20 protein-coding genes are annotated in these 15560 nt (G+C 55.4%); 11 read left to right on the top strand and 9 right to left on the bottom strand.

Going from position 1 to position 15560, the window contains the following annotated elements:
- Positions 1-2 precede the first annotated feature (2 nt).
- Positions 3-947: a transketolase family protein gene (locus tag AB1748_RS09410; protein ID WP_111138708.1), complete on the bottom strand. Its 945-nt coding sequence runs from the start codon at positions 945-947 to the stop codon at positions 3-5.
- Complete coding sequence (locus tag AB1748_RS09405) at positions 940-1770, bottom strand: transketolase (RefSeq protein ID WP_111138707.1); 831 nt, start codon at positions 1768-1770, stop codon at positions 940-942. Before AB1748_RS09405 ends, AB1748_RS09410 begins: the two co-directional genes overlap by 8 nt.
- A gap of 556 nt (positions 1771-2326) precedes the next feature.
- Between AB1748_RS09405 and AB1748_RS09400 the strand changes: the two genes are divergently transcribed.
- Positions 2327-3283 carry a sugar-binding transcriptional regulator gene (locus AB1748_RS09400; RefSeq protein WP_111138706.1) on the top strand — a complete coding sequence of 319 codons (957 nt, stop codon included), beginning with the start codon at positions 2327-2329 and terminating at the stop codon, positions 3281-3283.
- Positions 3284-3293: 10 nt separating this feature from the next.
- Here AB1748_RS09400 and emtA read toward each other — a convergent pair whose 3' ends face one another.
- A complete protein-coding gene (emtA, locus tag AB1748_RS09395) occupies positions 3294-3923 on the bottom strand; it encodes a membrane-bound lytic murein transglycosylase EmtA (RefSeq protein ID WP_111138705.1) in 630 nt (209 codons plus the stop codon).
- A 164-nt stretch (positions 3924-4087) separates the two neighbouring features.
- On the opposite strand from emtA, the gene ldcA reads away from it, so the two are divergent.
- Together ldcA and AB1748_RS09385 are read left to right on the top strand one after the other, a co-directional pair.
- Positions 4088-5011, top strand: a complete 924-nt coding sequence (gene ldcA / locus AB1748_RS09390) for a muramoyltetrapeptide carboxypeptidase (RefSeq protein WP_367396332.1) — start codon at positions 4088-4090, stop codon at positions 5009-5011.
- A 22-nt stretch (positions 5012-5033) separates the two neighbouring features.
- Positions 5034-5696: an MBL fold metallo-hydrolase gene (locus AB1748_RS09385; protein ID WP_367395393.1), complete on the top strand. Its 663-nt coding sequence runs from the start codon at positions 5034-5036 to the stop codon at positions 5694-5696.
- On the opposite strand, the gene AB1748_RS09380 is transcribed toward AB1748_RS09385, so the two are convergent.
- The 3 genes from AB1748_RS09380 to AB1748_RS09370 all read right to left on the bottom strand — a co-directional run bounded on the left by AB1748_RS09380 (position 5697) and on the right by AB1748_RS09370 (position 6872).
- Complete coding sequence (locus tag AB1748_RS09380; protein ID WP_367395392.1) at positions 5697-6110, bottom strand: GNAT family N-acetyltransferase; 414 nt, start codon at positions 6108-6110, stop codon at positions 5697-5699.
- Positions 6111-6123: 13 nt separating this feature from the next.
- Positions 6124-6507 (bottom strand): hypothetical protein, encoded by a 384-nt coding sequence (locus tag AB1748_RS09375; protein ID WP_367395391.1) that lies wholly within the window; start codon positions 6505-6507, stop codon positions 6124-6126.
- A 185-nt stretch (positions 6508-6692) separates the two neighbouring features.
- Positions 6693-6872, bottom strand: coding sequence for a hypothetical protein (locus tag AB1748_RS09370; RefSeq protein WP_111138700.1), 180 nt, complete (start codon positions 6870-6872; stop codon positions 6693-6695).
- Positions 6873-7085: 213 nt separating this feature from the next.
- On the opposite strand from AB1748_RS09370, the gene AB1748_RS09365 reads away from it, so the two are divergent.
- The 7 genes from AB1748_RS09365 (at position 7086) to AB1748_RS09335 (ending at position 11770) form a co-directional block, all read left to right on the top strand.
- Positions 7086-7415 carry a hypothetical protein gene (locus AB1748_RS09365; RefSeq protein ID WP_293769578.1) on the top strand — a complete coding sequence of 110 codons (330 nt, stop codon included), beginning with the start codon at positions 7086-7088 and terminating at the stop codon, positions 7413-7415.
- Positions 7416-7476: 61 nt separating this feature from the next.
- A complete protein-coding gene (locus AB1748_RS09360; RefSeq protein WP_111138698.1) occupies positions 7477-8034 on the top strand; it encodes a hypothetical protein in 558 nt (185 codons plus the stop codon).
- Positions 8035-8057: 23 nt separating this feature from the next.
- Complete coding sequence (locus tag AB1748_RS09355) at positions 8058-9068, top strand: Ppx/GppA phosphatase family protein (protein ID WP_111138697.1); 1011 nt, start codon at positions 8058-8060, stop codon at positions 9066-9068.
- 363 nt (positions 9069-9431) lie between these two features.
- The gene (locus tag AB1748_RS09350; RefSeq protein ID WP_111138696.1) at positions 9432-9680 is read left to right on the top strand and encodes a YqjD family protein; all 249 of its coding nucleotides are present in this window, start codon (positions 9432-9434) and stop codon (positions 9678-9680) included.
- Positions 9681-9840: 160 nt separating this feature from the next.
- Complete coding sequence (locus tag AB1748_RS09345; RefSeq protein ID WP_167498249.1) at positions 9841-10011, top strand: hypothetical protein; 171 nt, start codon at positions 9841-9843, stop codon at positions 10009-10011.
- Positions 10012-10370: 359 nt separating this feature from the next.
- Positions 10371-11432, top strand: coding sequence for a glycosyltransferase family 9 protein (locus AB1748_RS09340; RefSeq protein ID WP_367395390.1), 1062 nt, complete (start codon positions 10371-10373; stop codon positions 11430-11432).
- A complete protein-coding gene (locus tag AB1748_RS09335; RefSeq protein ID WP_128085121.1) occupies positions 11432-11770 on the top strand; it encodes a DUF1493 family protein in 339 nt (112 codons plus the stop codon). Before AB1748_RS09340 ends, AB1748_RS09335 begins: the two co-directional genes overlap by 1 nt.
- Here the strand turns inward: AB1748_RS09335 and AB1748_RS09330 are convergent.
- The 3 genes from AB1748_RS09330 to AB1748_RS09320 all read right to left on the bottom strand — a co-directional run bounded on the left by AB1748_RS09330 (position 11701) and on the right by AB1748_RS09320 (position 13620).
- Complete coding sequence (locus tag AB1748_RS09330; protein WP_367395389.1) at positions 11701-12771, bottom strand: glycosyltransferase family 9 protein; 1071 nt, start codon at positions 12769-12771, stop codon at positions 11701-11703. The genes AB1748_RS09335 and AB1748_RS09330 overlap by 70 nt on opposite strands.
- A 292-nt stretch (positions 12772-13063) precedes the next feature.
- The gene (locus tag AB1748_RS09325; protein WP_128085132.1) at positions 13064-13261 is read right to left on the bottom strand and encodes a hypothetical protein; all 198 of its coding nucleotides are present in this window, start codon (positions 13259-13261) and stop codon (positions 13064-13066) included.
- Positions 13262-13422: 161 nt separating this feature from the next.
- Positions 13423-13620, bottom strand: coding sequence for a hypothetical protein (locus AB1748_RS09320; protein ID WP_128085120.1), 198 nt, complete (start codon positions 13618-13620; stop codon positions 13423-13425).
- A 1285-nt stretch (positions 13621-14905) separates the two neighbouring features.
- Here AB1748_RS09320 and AB1748_RS09315 point away from each other — a divergent pair.
- A complete protein-coding gene (locus tag AB1748_RS09315) occupies positions 14906-15502 on the top strand; it encodes a hypothetical protein (protein ID WP_367395388.1) in 597 nt (198 codons plus the stop codon).
- The last annotated feature ends 58 nt before the right edge of the window (positions 15503-15560 follow it).

Here is a 15560-nt window from a genome sequence, read left to right as displayed (position 1 = left end):
AACTATTCTCCTGCGCAGATGCGCGCTGCATGATTCACCACGCTGCTGGCATCAATGCCATGACGGGCGCGGGTAGAGGCGCGATCGCCGGCAATTGCATACTCGCCATCCGCGATGCCCAGCCGTAACAGCCGGATGCCGCAGCCGCCCTCTGCCAGCACTTCGGCCACCAGGCTGCCGACGCCGCCATTGACGTTATGCTCTTCCACGGTGATCACCGCTGGATAGTGATTTAACAGGTTGCGTAACTGTTGGGTATCGCAGGGTCGGATGGATGGAACCGCGATCACACCCGCTGAAATCCCCTGTTCAGCCAGTTGCTCTGCGGCGTGAACCACCTCGTGAACCGTCGAGCCCATTGCCACCAGCGCAATATCGCGACCTTCGCGCAGTTCGTCGATGGCACCCGGCCTGAAGCGGTAGTTTTCATCATGCAGCTGCGGCAGATCTTTCCCATCCAGACGGATATAGACCGGGCCAACGTGATCCAGGGCGTAATCGATAATCTGACGACACTCCAGCGGGCAGGAGGGCGCATAGATTTCAATGTTGCCAAAGCCGCGCATTACCGCGATATCATCAAGGCTGTGGTGAGTACTGGCCAGCGGGCCATAGCTGGCACCGGCATTAAGCCCGAACAGCTTGACGTTGGTGTTGTTGTAGCAGACATCCACTTTCACCTGCTCATTGGCGCGTGAAACCAGAAAAGGCGCGGCGTTACAGGTCACCGCAACCTTACCGCCCAATGCCAGACCCGCCGCGGTGCCGACCAGCGTCTGCTCGGCGATGCCGACGTTAACCAGCCGGTCGGGAAAGGCTTTGATAAAGGGCGCGATTTTAGCGGTTGAGGTGGAGTCCGCCACCACGGGCACCAGATCCACGCCCCGATTTACGGCGTCGATAAATGCGGTAACCATGACGCTGGCTAAATGCTGTGCATTACTCATCTTTCAGTTCCTCCAGTGCCAGTGCAATCTCTTCGCCTTTCGGCACCCGGTGATGCCATTCGGCTTTACTCTGGATAAAGGAGATGCCAAATCCCTTTTCGGTGTGCGCGACGATCACCTGGGGTTTACCGTTCTGCGGCAGGTTTTCAAGGGTACTGACCACATCGGCCATGTTGTTGCCGTTGCACTCCGTTACGTCCAGACCGAAGGCGCGCCATTTTTCCGGCAGCGGGTCGGTATTCATGATGTCGCGGGTGGCCCCGGCCAGCTGCAGCTTGTTTTTGTCGTTGATGATAATCAGGTTGTCGAGGCCGTAATGGGCAGCCACCAGCGCCGCTTCCCAGTTGCTGCCCTCAGCCAGCTCACCGTCGCCGGTGACGACAAAGATGCGACGGGAACTGTTATCTTTTTTTGCCGCAATCGCGATGCCTACCGCCACTGGCAGGCCGTGTCCCAGCGCGCCGGTGTTCAGTTCAACGCCGGGCGTTTTCTGCCGGACGGGATGGCCTGGCAGAGCCGAGTCGGCGTGCTGATAAGTGGCCAGCCAGTCAGCGGGAAAGTAACCGGCTTCAGCCAGTACGCAGTAATAGCCGCCAACCGCATGCCCTTTTGACTGGATGTAGATATCGCGCTGGTCATCATCGGTACGGTCCGCTGCACAGTTCAGGATACGGAAATAGAGTGCGGTGAGGATCTCAACCTGAGAGAGATCGGCACCGGTATGGCCGCCCGCCGGGCTGCCCGCATTCAGCTGGATGATACGGCGGCGGATGGCGCGTGCCCGGCGCTCAAGTTCCGCGACCGGGAGATTGAAAGGATTCATACACTACCTCTGAATTTTAAGTCGGATGTGAATATATATTCAGCATGGTTAAAAAAAATCCGTCGCGAAAAACAGGCCTGGTGACCTTACCTCTTCTCTTCGTCTTCAGGCGGGTCTGCTGCGGAGCCTTCTGCCACCTGCTCCGCTCAGCATGTTGCCGCTGTTGCCTCCTCATTGAATGCTTTCATTTCACTGCCATCGCCTCCTGCGGCATCCCGCAGGATCGGTCATCGTGTCGATTCCGTCATGCCCCTCTGCCAGATGCCGTTACACCCAATAGCGGGTTATCGTCAGCGAAACCTGCTCTGCCGTCAGCATCGTTGCGGTTAAGCAGGCCGTTGCCCCAGCCAGCGCAGTTAAGGCAGCGAAGGGCTGATTTTCTTCGCTTGAATATATATTCATTTATGATTTTATATGCATAATGACTATGCGCCCGCGCAGCGGCGGCGTCCAATGCGCGATCGTCAAAAAGCGAAAACGATCACAAATTAGCCTGCGTTGTGATTTTGATCATCCTGGTTAACAATACCGGGCAGAGTCATAGAGGGAAAAACCGATGGCAAAACAGGACGAACAGCGACTGATGGTAAAAATTGCCACCCTTTACTATGTCGAAGGGTTAAAGCAGTCGGAGATTGCCCAGTCGCTCACCCTTTCGCAGTCGTTTGTCTCACGCACGCTTAATCGCAGCGTGAAAGAGGGGGTGGTCAAGATCAGCGTGATGCCCCCGGCCAATGTCTACCCGGAGCTGGAAAAAGCGATTGAGCAGACCTACAACCTGCCACAGGCGATTGTGGTGGATGTGCCGGATCAGGCCTCTTCCCTGCAGATCAAGCAGGCGATTGGGTCGGCTGCCGCCCACTATCTGGAAACCCGGCTGCGCAACGACGAGCTGATTGGCATCTCCTCGTGGAGCGGCACAATCCGGGCGATGGTGGATGCGCTGCACCCGCTGAACAGCGCCTGCAAAGGGGTGATCCAGCTGCTGGGCGGCGTTGGCGCAAACGGCAACGTCCAGGCGACGATCCTGACGCAGAATCTGGCGGCGCTGCTCAACTGCCCCGCCTGGCTGCTGCCGTCGCAGTCAATCGAGCATTCAGTCAGCGATCGCCAGCGGCTGTCGGCCAATGCAGAGGTGGCTGAGGTGCTGAGTAAGTTTGATCAGGTCGATCTGGCAATTGTCGGCATTGGCGATCTGGAGCCCTCGGCCCTGCTGCGAAATTCAGGCAACTATTATGACGGCGAAATGTTGCAGACGCTGGCGGCGCGCGGCGCGGTGGGCGATATCTGCCTGCACTATTTCGACGCCTGCGGGCAGCCGGTGCTGAAAGATGAAGAGGATCCGGTGATCGGGATGGAGCTGGCGCAGGTGAAACGCTGTCCACAGGTTGTCGGGCTGGCGGGCGGACGGGAAAAAGCCCAGGCCATCCGCGGGGCGCTGCTGGGCGGTTACATCAACGTGCTGATCGTCGACTATCCTACGGCGCGACTGCTGCTCACGCCGCAGGTCTGATTGTGACCGCTCAGATGGTGCGGTACGCCGTCGTGACTTTCCACAGATAGCGCGGTGCCTGCGCCGCCGGATGCTTGTTCTGCACATGCTGATAGAACTCATCGGGGGACATGGCATTGATCATCGCAATCGCCCGATCGCGATCGCGGGAAAAGGTTCGCAGCAGCGCACCGGCCCCATTGGCGTAGGAGACGATGGTGGCGTAGCGCAGCGTCAGGGGATCGCGGATGCCCGACAGCGCAGAGTCCTGCAGGATACGGATATAGGCGGTGCCGATATCGATATTTTTTGCCGGATCGCGCAGCTCGGCATTGGAGGGCTGACCGCGACGGCCCAGCGTGCGATAGACCTCGCGCCCGGCGGTGGAGGCTTTGATCTGCATCAGCCCTACCGCGTTGGAGCGGCTGACAACGCCCGGATTTCCACCTGATTCGACACTGATAATGGCGCTGATCAACTTTTCATCAACGCCATAATGACTGGCGGCATCTTCGGTAAACATGGCCCAGGTTCCGTTAACGCTGGACGGCGGTGCCTGAGTTAACGGCGTATTGCGCTGCTTAACAATCTGATGCGGAGGCTCGCTGGAACAGCCTGTCAGGAGTAACGCTGAGAGTATAAGGTGTCGGATTTTCAGCAATTTTTCGTCTCTTCGCTGTGGTGGCGAATGCTATCATACCCAGACAGGGCGTGAGCAAAATTACCGTTTATCCTAAATGCAGTAAAATCCGGCGCGTACCGTGACTTCAGCGGCGCTTTTCGTCATCATCGCGATAAATCAGGTGCTAACAGCAGGAAAGTATGATGATTTCACGTTCAATCCGTCTGATCTCCCCCTCCGGTTACTGCCACAATCAGCCTGCGGCGCTGCAGGGCATCGCGCGACTGCGCGCGGCCGGCCATCAGGTTGAGAACGAGCAGGTGATTACCCGCCGCTTTCAGCGCTTTGCCGGTACGGATGCGGAGAGACTGGCAGATATTAACCAGCTTGCCAGCCTCGCGACGCTGCCCGACGTGGTGCTGGCCGTGCGCGGCGGCTATGGCGCCAGCCGGCTGCTGGCCTCGATTGACTACACGGGTTTGCAACGCCGTCTGCTGAATCAGCCGCTGGCGCTGTGCGGTCACAGCGACTTCACCGCAATTCAGCTGGCGCTGCTGGCGCAGGTGGGCCTGATCACCTTCAGCGCCCCGATGCTGGCCGGTAATTTCGGTGCCGCGACCTTATCCGAATTTACCCTTCATCACTTCTGGCAGGCATTGACATCCCCGACATTTGAGGTGAAATGGCAAAGCGAAACGCCGGATGAAGGTGAATGGCAGGGCACGCTGTGGGGCGGCAATCTGGCGATGATCTGCTCCCTGATCGGCACCCCCTGGATGCCACAGTTCGATAATGGCATTCTGGTGATCGAAGATGTGAATGAGCATCCGTTCCGCATCGAACGTATGCTGATCCAGCTGGAGCAGAGCGGCATTCTGGCGCGTCAGCGGGCGATCGTCACCGGCAGTTTTACCAGCACGGCGCTGTCAGACTATGACAATGGCTTTGACTTCAGCACCGTCTGGCAGCGGCTGCGCGACACCACCGGTCTGCCGGTCATCTCCGATCTGGCTTTCGGTCATGACGCGGATACCGTAACGCTGCCGCTGGGCGCACGCGCAGAGTTAGCCGTCCGTCACGGGCAGGCGCAGATTCAGGTAACCGGGCACCCCGTCCTGCGGGAATAGCGCACGTTTCAGGAGATCGACATTGAAGCCGTTGTATGACGATTTGTGGATCTCAACCCCGGAGTTTCCGGTGGAAGATGCCGTTAACGACCTGATGATGCATGGATTTATGCTGCGTCATCCACGCGGCAACCTGCTGATTGGTCGGGTTGAAAACCTGCTCGATCACGAGGTGCTGGCCGATAGCGGCGGCGTAATCCGTCACTATCTGACCCACTGGCACGAGTCGGCGCCGGGAACAGCGGTGATCCAGCAGCGCTTCAGCAGCGCGCTTTACTGCCACAGCCGGTCGCTGGGCCCGATCAGCCGTTTTGCTGAGCCGGACGACACCTTCACCCAGCCGGAGACACACTTCGGGGATTTTCATCTGCTGCCGACACCCGGCCACACGCCGGGCAGCGCCAGCTATCTCTATACGTCGCCGCTGGGCATGACCTACCTGTTTGTGGGCGATACGGTGACGCGCTCACATGATCAGTGGATCACCGTACTGGTGCCGGACAGCAATCCGGCTGAACTGAGCCAGACGCTGGAGTTCTACCGCTCGCTGCGGCCTGACGTCGTGCTGATGAGCACCACGCGCGGGCATCTCTCCTGGAAAACGGTCACGCTGCAGAGCTGGCTGGCGGCGATCGATGAAGCCGAGCAGCACCCGCTGGATCTGCGCCAGCAGCCGCTGTTCTGATCACAGCTCTTTGGTCAGATAGTGACGCTGATGATGCAGGATATAGTTTCCCAGCGTGAGCCGCAGGGTGTAGCCGAGCTTTTCATAAAAAGGGCGCGCCTGAAAACTGGCGGTATCCACCTGCGCATAGCGGCATCCCCGCCGCTGCGCCTCCTGCTCCGCCGCCTGCATCAGCTGACTGCCTACCCCCTGACCGCGTAACGTTTCACTGACCCAGAGCATATCAATCCGCAGCCAGCTACCGGTGGTGGAACCGGTCAGCCCGGCCAGCTTCCGGCCCTGCTCGTCCCGGATAAAGACGCCGATCGCGCGGATTTCATCAACGTCGAAGAAGTGGCTGTTATGCGCCTTGAGGCCCAGCCTGACCTCATCCAGATCCTGCGTGGTGACATTATCGGTAATCTCAGGTTGCATAACAGGCTCCCGGTTAAGAATCGGAACGCTGACGGTCGTCGTAACGCTCCAGGCTCAGCGCATCCACATCACGTTTTTCGCTGCGGCTGCAGGGCAGAAGTTTATCGCTGTCGTGATAGACAAAAAAGGCTTGCTGACTGCGCTGATTGACGATCAGCTGATCGCCATTGCGAAAACGGGTAATCGCGACCGGGTCGCCCGCCTCCAGCTTTGTGCGCTGCTGACCGGCGGCAATCTGGAAATGGTTGTCCGGCCACATCAGCGTGGTTAAGCCATATTCGGCGCGTGAAACGATCATGGTCGCCCGGCCAGGGCAGTTAAGCTGAAATTCGGTTTCGCTCCGGGCGGGGGCGATGTGACAGGCCAGCAGGCCCAGGGCAATGAATGCTGCCTTCATGCTGTGTCTCCGCTGATTTTACTGAGAATTTTTAGCTTAACACATCAGAAAACAAGGGCGAGCGGCGGGGCAGCGATCATTAAGACCAGATAAAGCTGGACTCAGCCTGCGAAAAAGCTGAAAGTTGAGAAAGGGTAAAGTATAGCCAGCCAGCGTAACAGGCTGTCACACAGGCCGGATAAAGATTATTCAGCGGCCACCTCGGCGGCCACTAACATCAGGGCCAGCCCGGCATTCTCGCCATCGTAAGCCTGCATCGCTGCACGAATCTCGGCAGAACATGCCATCACCTGTTGCTTCTTGTCAGCCTCTAACTGATCAATCGCCTGGCGAATAATCATTAGACTTGCTTCTTCTTCTTTCATCATTTATCCCTGGATTTGCCTAAGCGGTGCGCAAAGAAGCTAAGAATACCGTTTATTACCAGGCAAAGTCACCCCTTTACATTCCTGCTGCTTAACGATTAAACAAATTACAAACAGGAAGCACAACGGAAAATGCTATAATTGAGCGATAAGGGGCGCAGGAGAGTGTTATTGCGCCAGCCGACTCCCAGGGATTGAAGCAGGTAGAAAATCATGATGCGACTCAGCATGTTAATCCTCATCGCGATGCTGACTGGATGTTCATCTGGTCCGAAAGGGGTGGAATGTCCGGGTGAGGTTTCCACGATTTATGGTCAGCCGATGGGGCAGACCGACGCGGTGATTTTTGACCTGGTCAACGCCTTTACCGTCAGCCGCGACAGCGTCAGCGTGGAGAGCGGCCCGCTGCAGTCGCTGGATCGATTTAAATATGTTCCCTCTGCCGTTACGCGCGAAGGCTATTATGCTCAGCGTCTGTCTGACAAACAGTTCCGCCTGATCAATCCTTATCAGGACACCCAGATCACCTGGACCTGCCCATAAGGGATGAATCCTGCTGCCAGATCGTTTATTGTCAGGAAACGTCAAGCAGCAGGTCTCCCCGATGGAAAAGCGTCTCGATAACAACGGTTATATTGACTTCCCCTTCCCCGCCACCCGTAATGCGGATGGCTCTGTAAATCCCTGTGGTTTTGATCTGACGCTGGAAACGGGCCGTCTTGAGGAGATCGCGGTGCTGAACCGTTCGGTGAATCTCCGGCGACTGGTTGAGGAGATCAACCTGCAGGAGGGGCTGTTTATGACGCTGGCCTGCGACTGGCAGCAGCAGGCCGATGCGGTCTGCGGCTTTATTGATGTCGCCTTCCGGCCGGATTTGCCGCAACACGGTCACGACGAGGCGTTGCAGCTGGAGGCGGAGTTTAACCGCTACCTGGCCGGACAGGAGAAACAGCATCAGATGCCCGCCGACGCGCTGGTTAACTATGCCCGTTCGGTTCTGGACTGGAGCTGGTCACCACTGCGCCAGCGTCAGCGTGACTATGAGAAGATCACTATCCAGTTCTACTGTCCGCAGGCTGACGATGCCGAATGGTGCTTCGATCATCTGCGTCATTTTCTGGTCAGCGTCTATCCGGCCTGCATCGCAGCACGGCCACGCTGAGTCTCTTTGCTCCTGGAGTTGCTATGCGATCTGCTGCGCTGTCTGCTGTCATCCTCTTCTGCTCACTGCTGTTTGCCACGGCTGCCGAAGCCGATGGCTGCCGGCAAGTCCGCGCCGCTCTGGATATCGGTTCCGGCACCACCAAAATCGCGGTCGCACGCGTCAATGTCTGCCAGCAACGTATCGAAAAAATGCTCTATCAGGATCAGCGCGCTGTCGCCTGGAACGACGCCCTGGCCCATTCGCCTGATCATCAGCTCAGCCCGGCGATCGTGCAGGATGGGGTGACGGCGATCCGCCCGCTTCTGGCCCGCGCACAGCGTTTTCACCCCGATCGGATCAGCGGCGTTGCTACCGCCGTATTCCGTAACGCCACTAACGGAGAAGCCGTCATCGCGCAGCTGCAGCGCCAGACCGGGGCGGCGATCAGCATCATCTCGCAGCAACAGGAAGCAAAGCTCGGTTTCCTCTCCGCTAAAGCGGCGCTGGGCGATCCCGGTATCCGGGATGAGCAGTTACTGGTCTGGGATATTGGCGGCGGCTCGATGCAGATGACTGCATGGCGTCAGGCGGCGGGCCAGCCCGTTGCCGATATCTATCAGGGCAGACTGGCCTCTGTGACGCTGAAAAATTTTATTCTGACGGTGCTGAAGAATACACCGGCTGCCCCGTCGCCCAATCCAATCGGCTCCTGGCGACCCTCGGTGCTGCGCTTTGTAGAGTTTTATGCAGCGAATGATGTCAGTCCGCAGATCAGACAGGATCTGCCGGGCCGGCGGGTGATCGGCATCGGCGGCGTTCATGGCTTCTCCATCCGTAACCAGTTACCGGGAAAACCCCGTCACTATACACTGGCGGCGCTCCGGCAGCTGTCGCAGCAGCAGGTCTGGAAAGGCGACAGTGAACTTTCGGGCGACTACCGGGCCACTGACGTCAGCAATCTGCTGCTGGTTGAAGGTTATATGCAGGCGCTGAAGATCAATGAGGTCACCGTTGTTGAGGCCAGTCTGATTCAGGGGGTTCTGCTGCAGTAACGCTCTGTCGCCCGCCGCGCGACATATCCGGCGGGCGCAGGTGACCTGTTCCGTTCGCCCCCTGCGCCGCTGGCGGTTCCGTTCAGCTATTGCTGCGCGGGCAAGCGGCATTGCGCGCCGTTCCCCACTCGTCAGCCTCGTCCGTCACCGGTCCGATTCCGCCATCATCACTGCCTCACTCTCTCCCCCTTCAGCGCCCCGGTACCGCCTGAATCCGCCGTTCAGACAGAAATGGGTGGCCCGCAAACGCGTCGTTATTCACAGTCAGAAATGATTTTTCAGGCTGATGATCCTCTCAGTCAGAGCAGAACTCACTATCTTTGCTACGCTTTTAAGGTCTCACTCAAAACCAAGGAGCAATAAATGTCAGGAAAAATCGAAGATAAAGTAAAAGAAGCGGCTGGCGCAGTTCAGGAACAATGGGGTGCAGCAACCGGTTCATCTGAGCATCAGGTTAAAGGCGCAGCACGCCGTTACACCAACCAGGCAAGCTATGCAGCACGCGATGCGGCTGAGTGCATCAAGGATCAGGTTCAGTCTAATCCTGCTGCCGGTCTGGCTATCGCGGCAGGCGTAGGCGTATTTATCGGCTTCCTGCTGGGCCGCAAGTAATACGACCTGACGTCAACGGAACGGGAGCCGGCGGCTCTCGTTTTTTTTGGCTTTTATTCCTGCCATTAAGCGGTCACTGAAAGAGACGCGCCGAGGGGCAGAATAAAAGCGATTTTTAAACGCACTGCTGTGCTCTTTCTGACAACATCAAGGTGACACTATGAAAACGATTCCTGCCCTGCTGCTGGTTGCAGCGACCTTCGCCTCGCTTGCGGGCTGTTCGCAGAGAAGTGACGCGATTAAAGCCGATGGCCGTCCGCATGCGCCAAGTGGTCAGTCTTCACCTGGCGGTACACTGGGTTCCGGCCCGGTTGGTCAGCCACAATCGTAATTCTCCTGCCCCGGCAGGCCTGCCGGGGTTTATCACCGCCATAATATTTCTGTCTGCTGATTAAAATATTCTCACTAATAATTAACCTGCTATTAGTTATGACGGGAATTAAAAAAAGGGTAATCCCCCCTGAAAAGTCAGAATTATCTAAGTTCTTTTCGAAATCGCCTTACTCTTTTTACACGTTCCTGTATATATACCAGAAATGAACAACCCTTAAATTATGGGAACACTTTAAACGATCCCTTTAGAAGCTAAAAAAATAGTCTTCCGCAATGAACTTAAATCGCCGTAATAATCTCTAATCACGCACAACCTCTTTTTGTTTACTGTTACGGCACCGCGAAGAGAATTCAGGCGTGAAGAAAAAAAAGATTTATCTGATCGATCGGCTGTTAACGGCCTATACCCGTTTGTCCGGCAGAAAGCCCTCACCGGGTCTTCAGGCCCTGACGCCGCAGACGGTGGTGGTCTACTCTACGACTGCACTGGGCGATTTCCTGATGAATACACCGGCTATCTGGAGCCTGAAAAATCGTTTCCCCACCAGCAAATTTGTTCTGGTTTCCAGTGAGAAAAATAAGGATCTGGTCAGCCGCTATAACTGGTTCGATAAGATTTATATCTGGGATAATAAAATTGCCAACTACCTGCCGCTGTTTTTCAAATTGCGTCGTCATAAACCCGATCTGTCGGTGATATTACACGCCCATTTTCCTTACGATATTATGAGTTCGGTACTCAGCGGCAGTAAGGCAATCGTGCGCGACCATTACGGCAGCGAGTCGCCGCTGCTGAATAAATATCTCGATCACTATTCCGGCTATTTCGACGACCACACGATTAAACGTAAGCTGAAACTGATTGAGGCGCTGGGCGCAGAGAGCGGGCAGACCCGTATGCATCTGCCCGAACTGGATCTTCCTGCCACCGCCGCGCCGGGTCATCGCCGCATCGGGTTCCAGCTTGGGGCCTCTAAAGATATTCGCCGCTGGCCGCTGGAATCTTTCTGCCAGCTCGCCACCGCACTGCTTGCACGCTGGCCCGATGCAGAGATTATCGTGACCGGAACCGCCGCTGAGCAGCCTCTTGAGCGGACATTTATCGAAGGCCTGCCTCCCCACTGCCGCAGCAACATCACGCCGATGGCGGGAAAAACCAACCTGAGCGGGCTGATTGGCCTGATTCGCACGCTGGATCTGCTGGTTACCGGCGATACCGGGCCGCTGCACATCGCTGTGGCAGCACAGACGCCGACCGTCAGCCTCTTCGCCACCGCCAATCCACGCTACACCGGCCCCTGCCAGGACAGCGAGCGTCACATCATTATTCATCGTCCGGCTGACACCGCGGCGCAGCATCCGATGGCGGCAATCAAAGCCGAAGAGGTGGAACAGGCCGTGGCGAAACTGGTGGGATAATGAGCGAACTTTCTCAGGCCATCATCACGCTGATCGAATATCACAATCGGCCCACCGCCCTGGGGCACTTCCGCAGAGCTGACCGGGCCGGATTTTATCTGCAGCAACTCCCGCTGAACGAGGTGGAGTTTGCGATTCTGATGAGTGACTTCTTTGTCACCTTTGGCGTCAGTTCAGAACACTACGATGAAGCGCGTTATTTTCCGGCGCATAAAGCGCGGCGTTTCGCACCGGCTCGCGGGTTCAGAGCCGGTGCCGCAAAAGCCGGCTATCCGCTGACCGTCGCCCTGCTGTGTGAAGCGGCCCGCTCGGGCGTCTGGCCCGCCGCGGACGCCTGAATAATGGTGTGGATGAATGCGTCATAGACCTCACAACTGGTCAGCGCATTAACCTCTCGCGAGGCGGGTTGCAGCACCTGATACGCCACCTGCCACGGATGCCAGCAGGCCGGATCGCTGTCACCAAACAGCGCAACGACCGGTAATCCCAGCGCGGCGCCCACATGCATTGCCCCGCCATCACTGCTGACCAGCCCCTGACACAACGACATTGCCGCAATCAGCTCCGACAGACTGCTGGTCGGCACCGCTTTGACCGGAAGATGGGGACAGCGCGCCATGATGTCGCGCGCCTTCTCATCATCGCCGGGATGACGCGGATTATCGCGGCTGCCGGGTGACCAGAGCAGCATAATCTGGCAGCGATGACGTGCGGCGATTTTCTCCGCCAGCCCGGCAAAGCGGGTGACTTCCCACTGCTGACTCGGCTTACGGGCGCTGATCTGCAAGGCATAAACCGGGATGGCGGGATCGATAGCGTATTTCTCCCGCAGGCGGGCCGCCAGGGTCGCATCCGGCCGCAGCGTCAGCCGGCCAGGCGTGGTGGCGTCCGGCTGTAGCGGCCGGCCCAGGCGGAACAGAATTTCACTGATGTGAGCAGGCGACGGATCGGGCGGTAACAGATCGGTAATCAGCGGGTGCGGTTGCTGGCCCAGCGCGATCACCCGACCGGGACGCACCATTTTCACCCATTTCAGGCCATGCCGATCCCAGCGACTTTTTGCCAGAATGACCACATCGTAACGCTGCTTTTTCAGGGTTCGTATCAGCGTCAGCCGCTGCAGCAGACAGGCGAGCCGCCCCTGCCCGGCCTCCCGGTGATGCAGTTTGGTGTAACAGAAGAGCTGCCGGATATCGGGATTATGCGCTAACACAGGTGCGGCGTAGTGGTTGGTCAGTACATCCACCTGATGCTGACCCGACTGCGCGAGCGCACTGATTAACGGTGTGGTCAGTAAGGTGTCGCCAATGTTATCCCGACAAATAATTAAAACCCGCATATCTGACATCCTCTGCGCACAGGCTAAGCCATTCCGGCTGAATAAGGTGAGACTCGCCCGGTTAACGCTCTGGAAACAATAACGTAACGGTAATAGTCAGCAAATTAGTCAGCGCAGTGTCAGATTGGTTCCATAGTTAGTTTTTTGCTAAGTACCGGCGCGGCACCTTACAGTAAGGATTCTCTCCGATAAGAGCCAGGATGGGATTCCGGCTGTGATAGTGCCAGCAAGGGATGTCAGGCGCGACATAGCCACCGGTGTCGGCAACCGGTGCCTGGCAGAGTGCAGATTGTCAGTCGCTGCTTTTTGTCAGCAGGCTGATAGCCAGCTTCATAACGGGTTCTGAAGGGATGCCGTTAAACATCCTCTCAATGTTTTCTGAAATCGCGTCGCGCGTAAGTGGCTTATCCTCGGCCAGGATCTCCAGCACAGCCTGGCCAAACAGCAGGCGGCATGCCGCAATAGCATCATCGACTGACTCATCGTCCATCCTATCCTCCCTGTATTTCCGCTGCAGACTACACCGCGGCGGCATCGCGATCATGCTCAACGGCGCTTTTTGCGTGTCGGATTCCATAAACCCCCTGACCCGCTTTATGCCAGCCTGGCCCGGCAGAGTTCATGCCGGGCGCGTCCTTCAGCGGGCAGGCATTAGCAGAGCGTATCGTTTAACAGCTCAAGTGCCACACTGTAAACCAGCGCAGGCTGCGCATCGGGCAACATGCCCTTTATCTTTGCTTCCAGCGCGTAATTGGTCACCGGCTGATCTTCGGCTAATAATTCCAGTACCGCCTGACCAAACATCAGGCGGCAGAGATGAATCGCGTCTTTTGTATATTTCGTATCCATACATCCTCCATAGCGTGAGCATTTACAGTAACGCTATAGCGGCGCAGACAGAGACGCGCGGGCAGCGCCTGCCAGCAACAGCTGAAAGCCTTGACGAAAGATGCCAGTGTGTTTGGTCAACCCGCAATAACGATTACATGAGCATGGCTGAGGAACGGACATAAGAAGATTTTGGATCGCCGTCGATGACCTGTCATTGAGCCAGCCTGAAGGGTGGCAGGCCATATCGACCAAAGGAGTGCTCATCACTTTGACCTCTGAACAGCTTCAAAGCTCTGACTTTTCTCCTCAGAACTGTTTGCTGATTGCCAGCGAAGCATCGAACCTGTAGCCGTGGCATAGCGTTTAATGAAGGTAACTGCCGACGCAGCTGCAGTCACTGCAACAGCAGACGCTCTTTCACTTCAATTATGAAAGCCAGCAGAAGTGCTCTGACAGATAGCTGTGGAATTCTGGCAGGCTGGCTGCTCTCCTTATTCTGTCAGCGGTCTGTCACACACGCTATTAATCCGGATGAGAGCCTGACACATCCAGTGATGCTGTCACGCTTACCGCGATCACTTCGGAATAAGGTATATGCTGACGGTAAGCTTCAGTGGCCTATCAGCACGCTGAAAGACTCTTAATTGACTGCTTTACTTAATCATGGCGAGAGTCAACGAGCCCGGCAATCTGGATTGGGTTATCACCAGCATTACGGTGAAAGAGTCCAATGACACCAGGCTACCCGAAGCGGGATTATGCATTTGTTCTCTTTACACACCAGGAAACCTGCTTTTAACGTCCTGCCTCATAATCGGCTAATCAACAGAATCACCCTGTCAGTAGCGCCTGCATTTGCTCACAATCCTTTCCATTACAATAATTCAAAAAGAGTCTATGCAATTTCAGCTACATAATCTGCAGAAAAAAATCAGCCTGTAACATAAAGAATAATTAAGTATTTGCGTCCATATCCAGCCATCTTTCAACTGCATATGCAATACTCAATAGTGGGTAATCTATGAAAGCAAATCATCAGAGTTTAACTATCAGAAATCTGTTTATAGTCATCGTTCGAATGAACTTTGTCGGCAGTTATTCCAGAAACATCCCCATTTTTCAGTAATGATTTATCGCAAGCATTTTTAGACTCAGTCAGACTAAAGAGACTTTCCGCACGCCAGGTTCAGGAACGCCGTGACTGACAGACGCAAACCCGCACGGTAAACCTGAAGGGCATAAATAGCAAAAAAAATAAATCAGCATAAACTAATCTCTATAAAAAAAATGGAGAGCATTAATAATGGTTGTGACCATGATCAGAAGAACTGCCTTATACTATATCTTCTTGCAACTTACGCTTATCTCAATAGGCGCAACCTGTATTGATGTTTTCTGGATGAATGACGTAATATCTTCATTTTGCCTGACAAAACTCCTTCAGGCATTCATAACTGGAGTTATACTTTTCATCTATAGCTTGAACGCCAGAAAAAAGACGCAAATGCAGAGCTTATATCTTTTATTTTCTTCTTTATTTCTTTGCCTTTTTGTCAAAAGAATAAACCCAATGATTAGCGATAGCGACATCTGGGTGTGGCTGGATACGCTAATAATAATCATCACAGTTCCTTTCCTGGTAAAAAACAGACAGCACCTTGTTCGAAGCCTTCACAATTATATGAAAACTTCATCATGGGGATTAATGCTGGCTGGAATATACACAATATTTGTTTTTTCTAATTTTTCTGGCTTGCCCATGTTGTGGGAATTCGCTCTCGACAATGCACATCAACAGGATGCTGTAAACCTGATGACAGAGATGAGCGCCCTTTTTGGATATAATCTTTTATTTTTCAGCACACTGCATCATTTCTCTTTTTCGGGAATCAATGCCTGATTCTCCAGTCAGATACAGGCCGCTTATTATAAATAATCCTTATGACCTCCTGTTTAGT

Source organism: Pantoea sp. Ep11b (assembly GCF_040783975.1).
Taxonomy (GTDB): domain Bacteria; phylum Pseudomonadota; class Gammaproteobacteria; order Enterobacterales; family Enterobacteriaceae; genus Pantoea.
The sequence above is the reverse complement of the archived record's forward strand: the minus strand, read 5'-3'. Positions and strand labels throughout refer to the sequence as shown.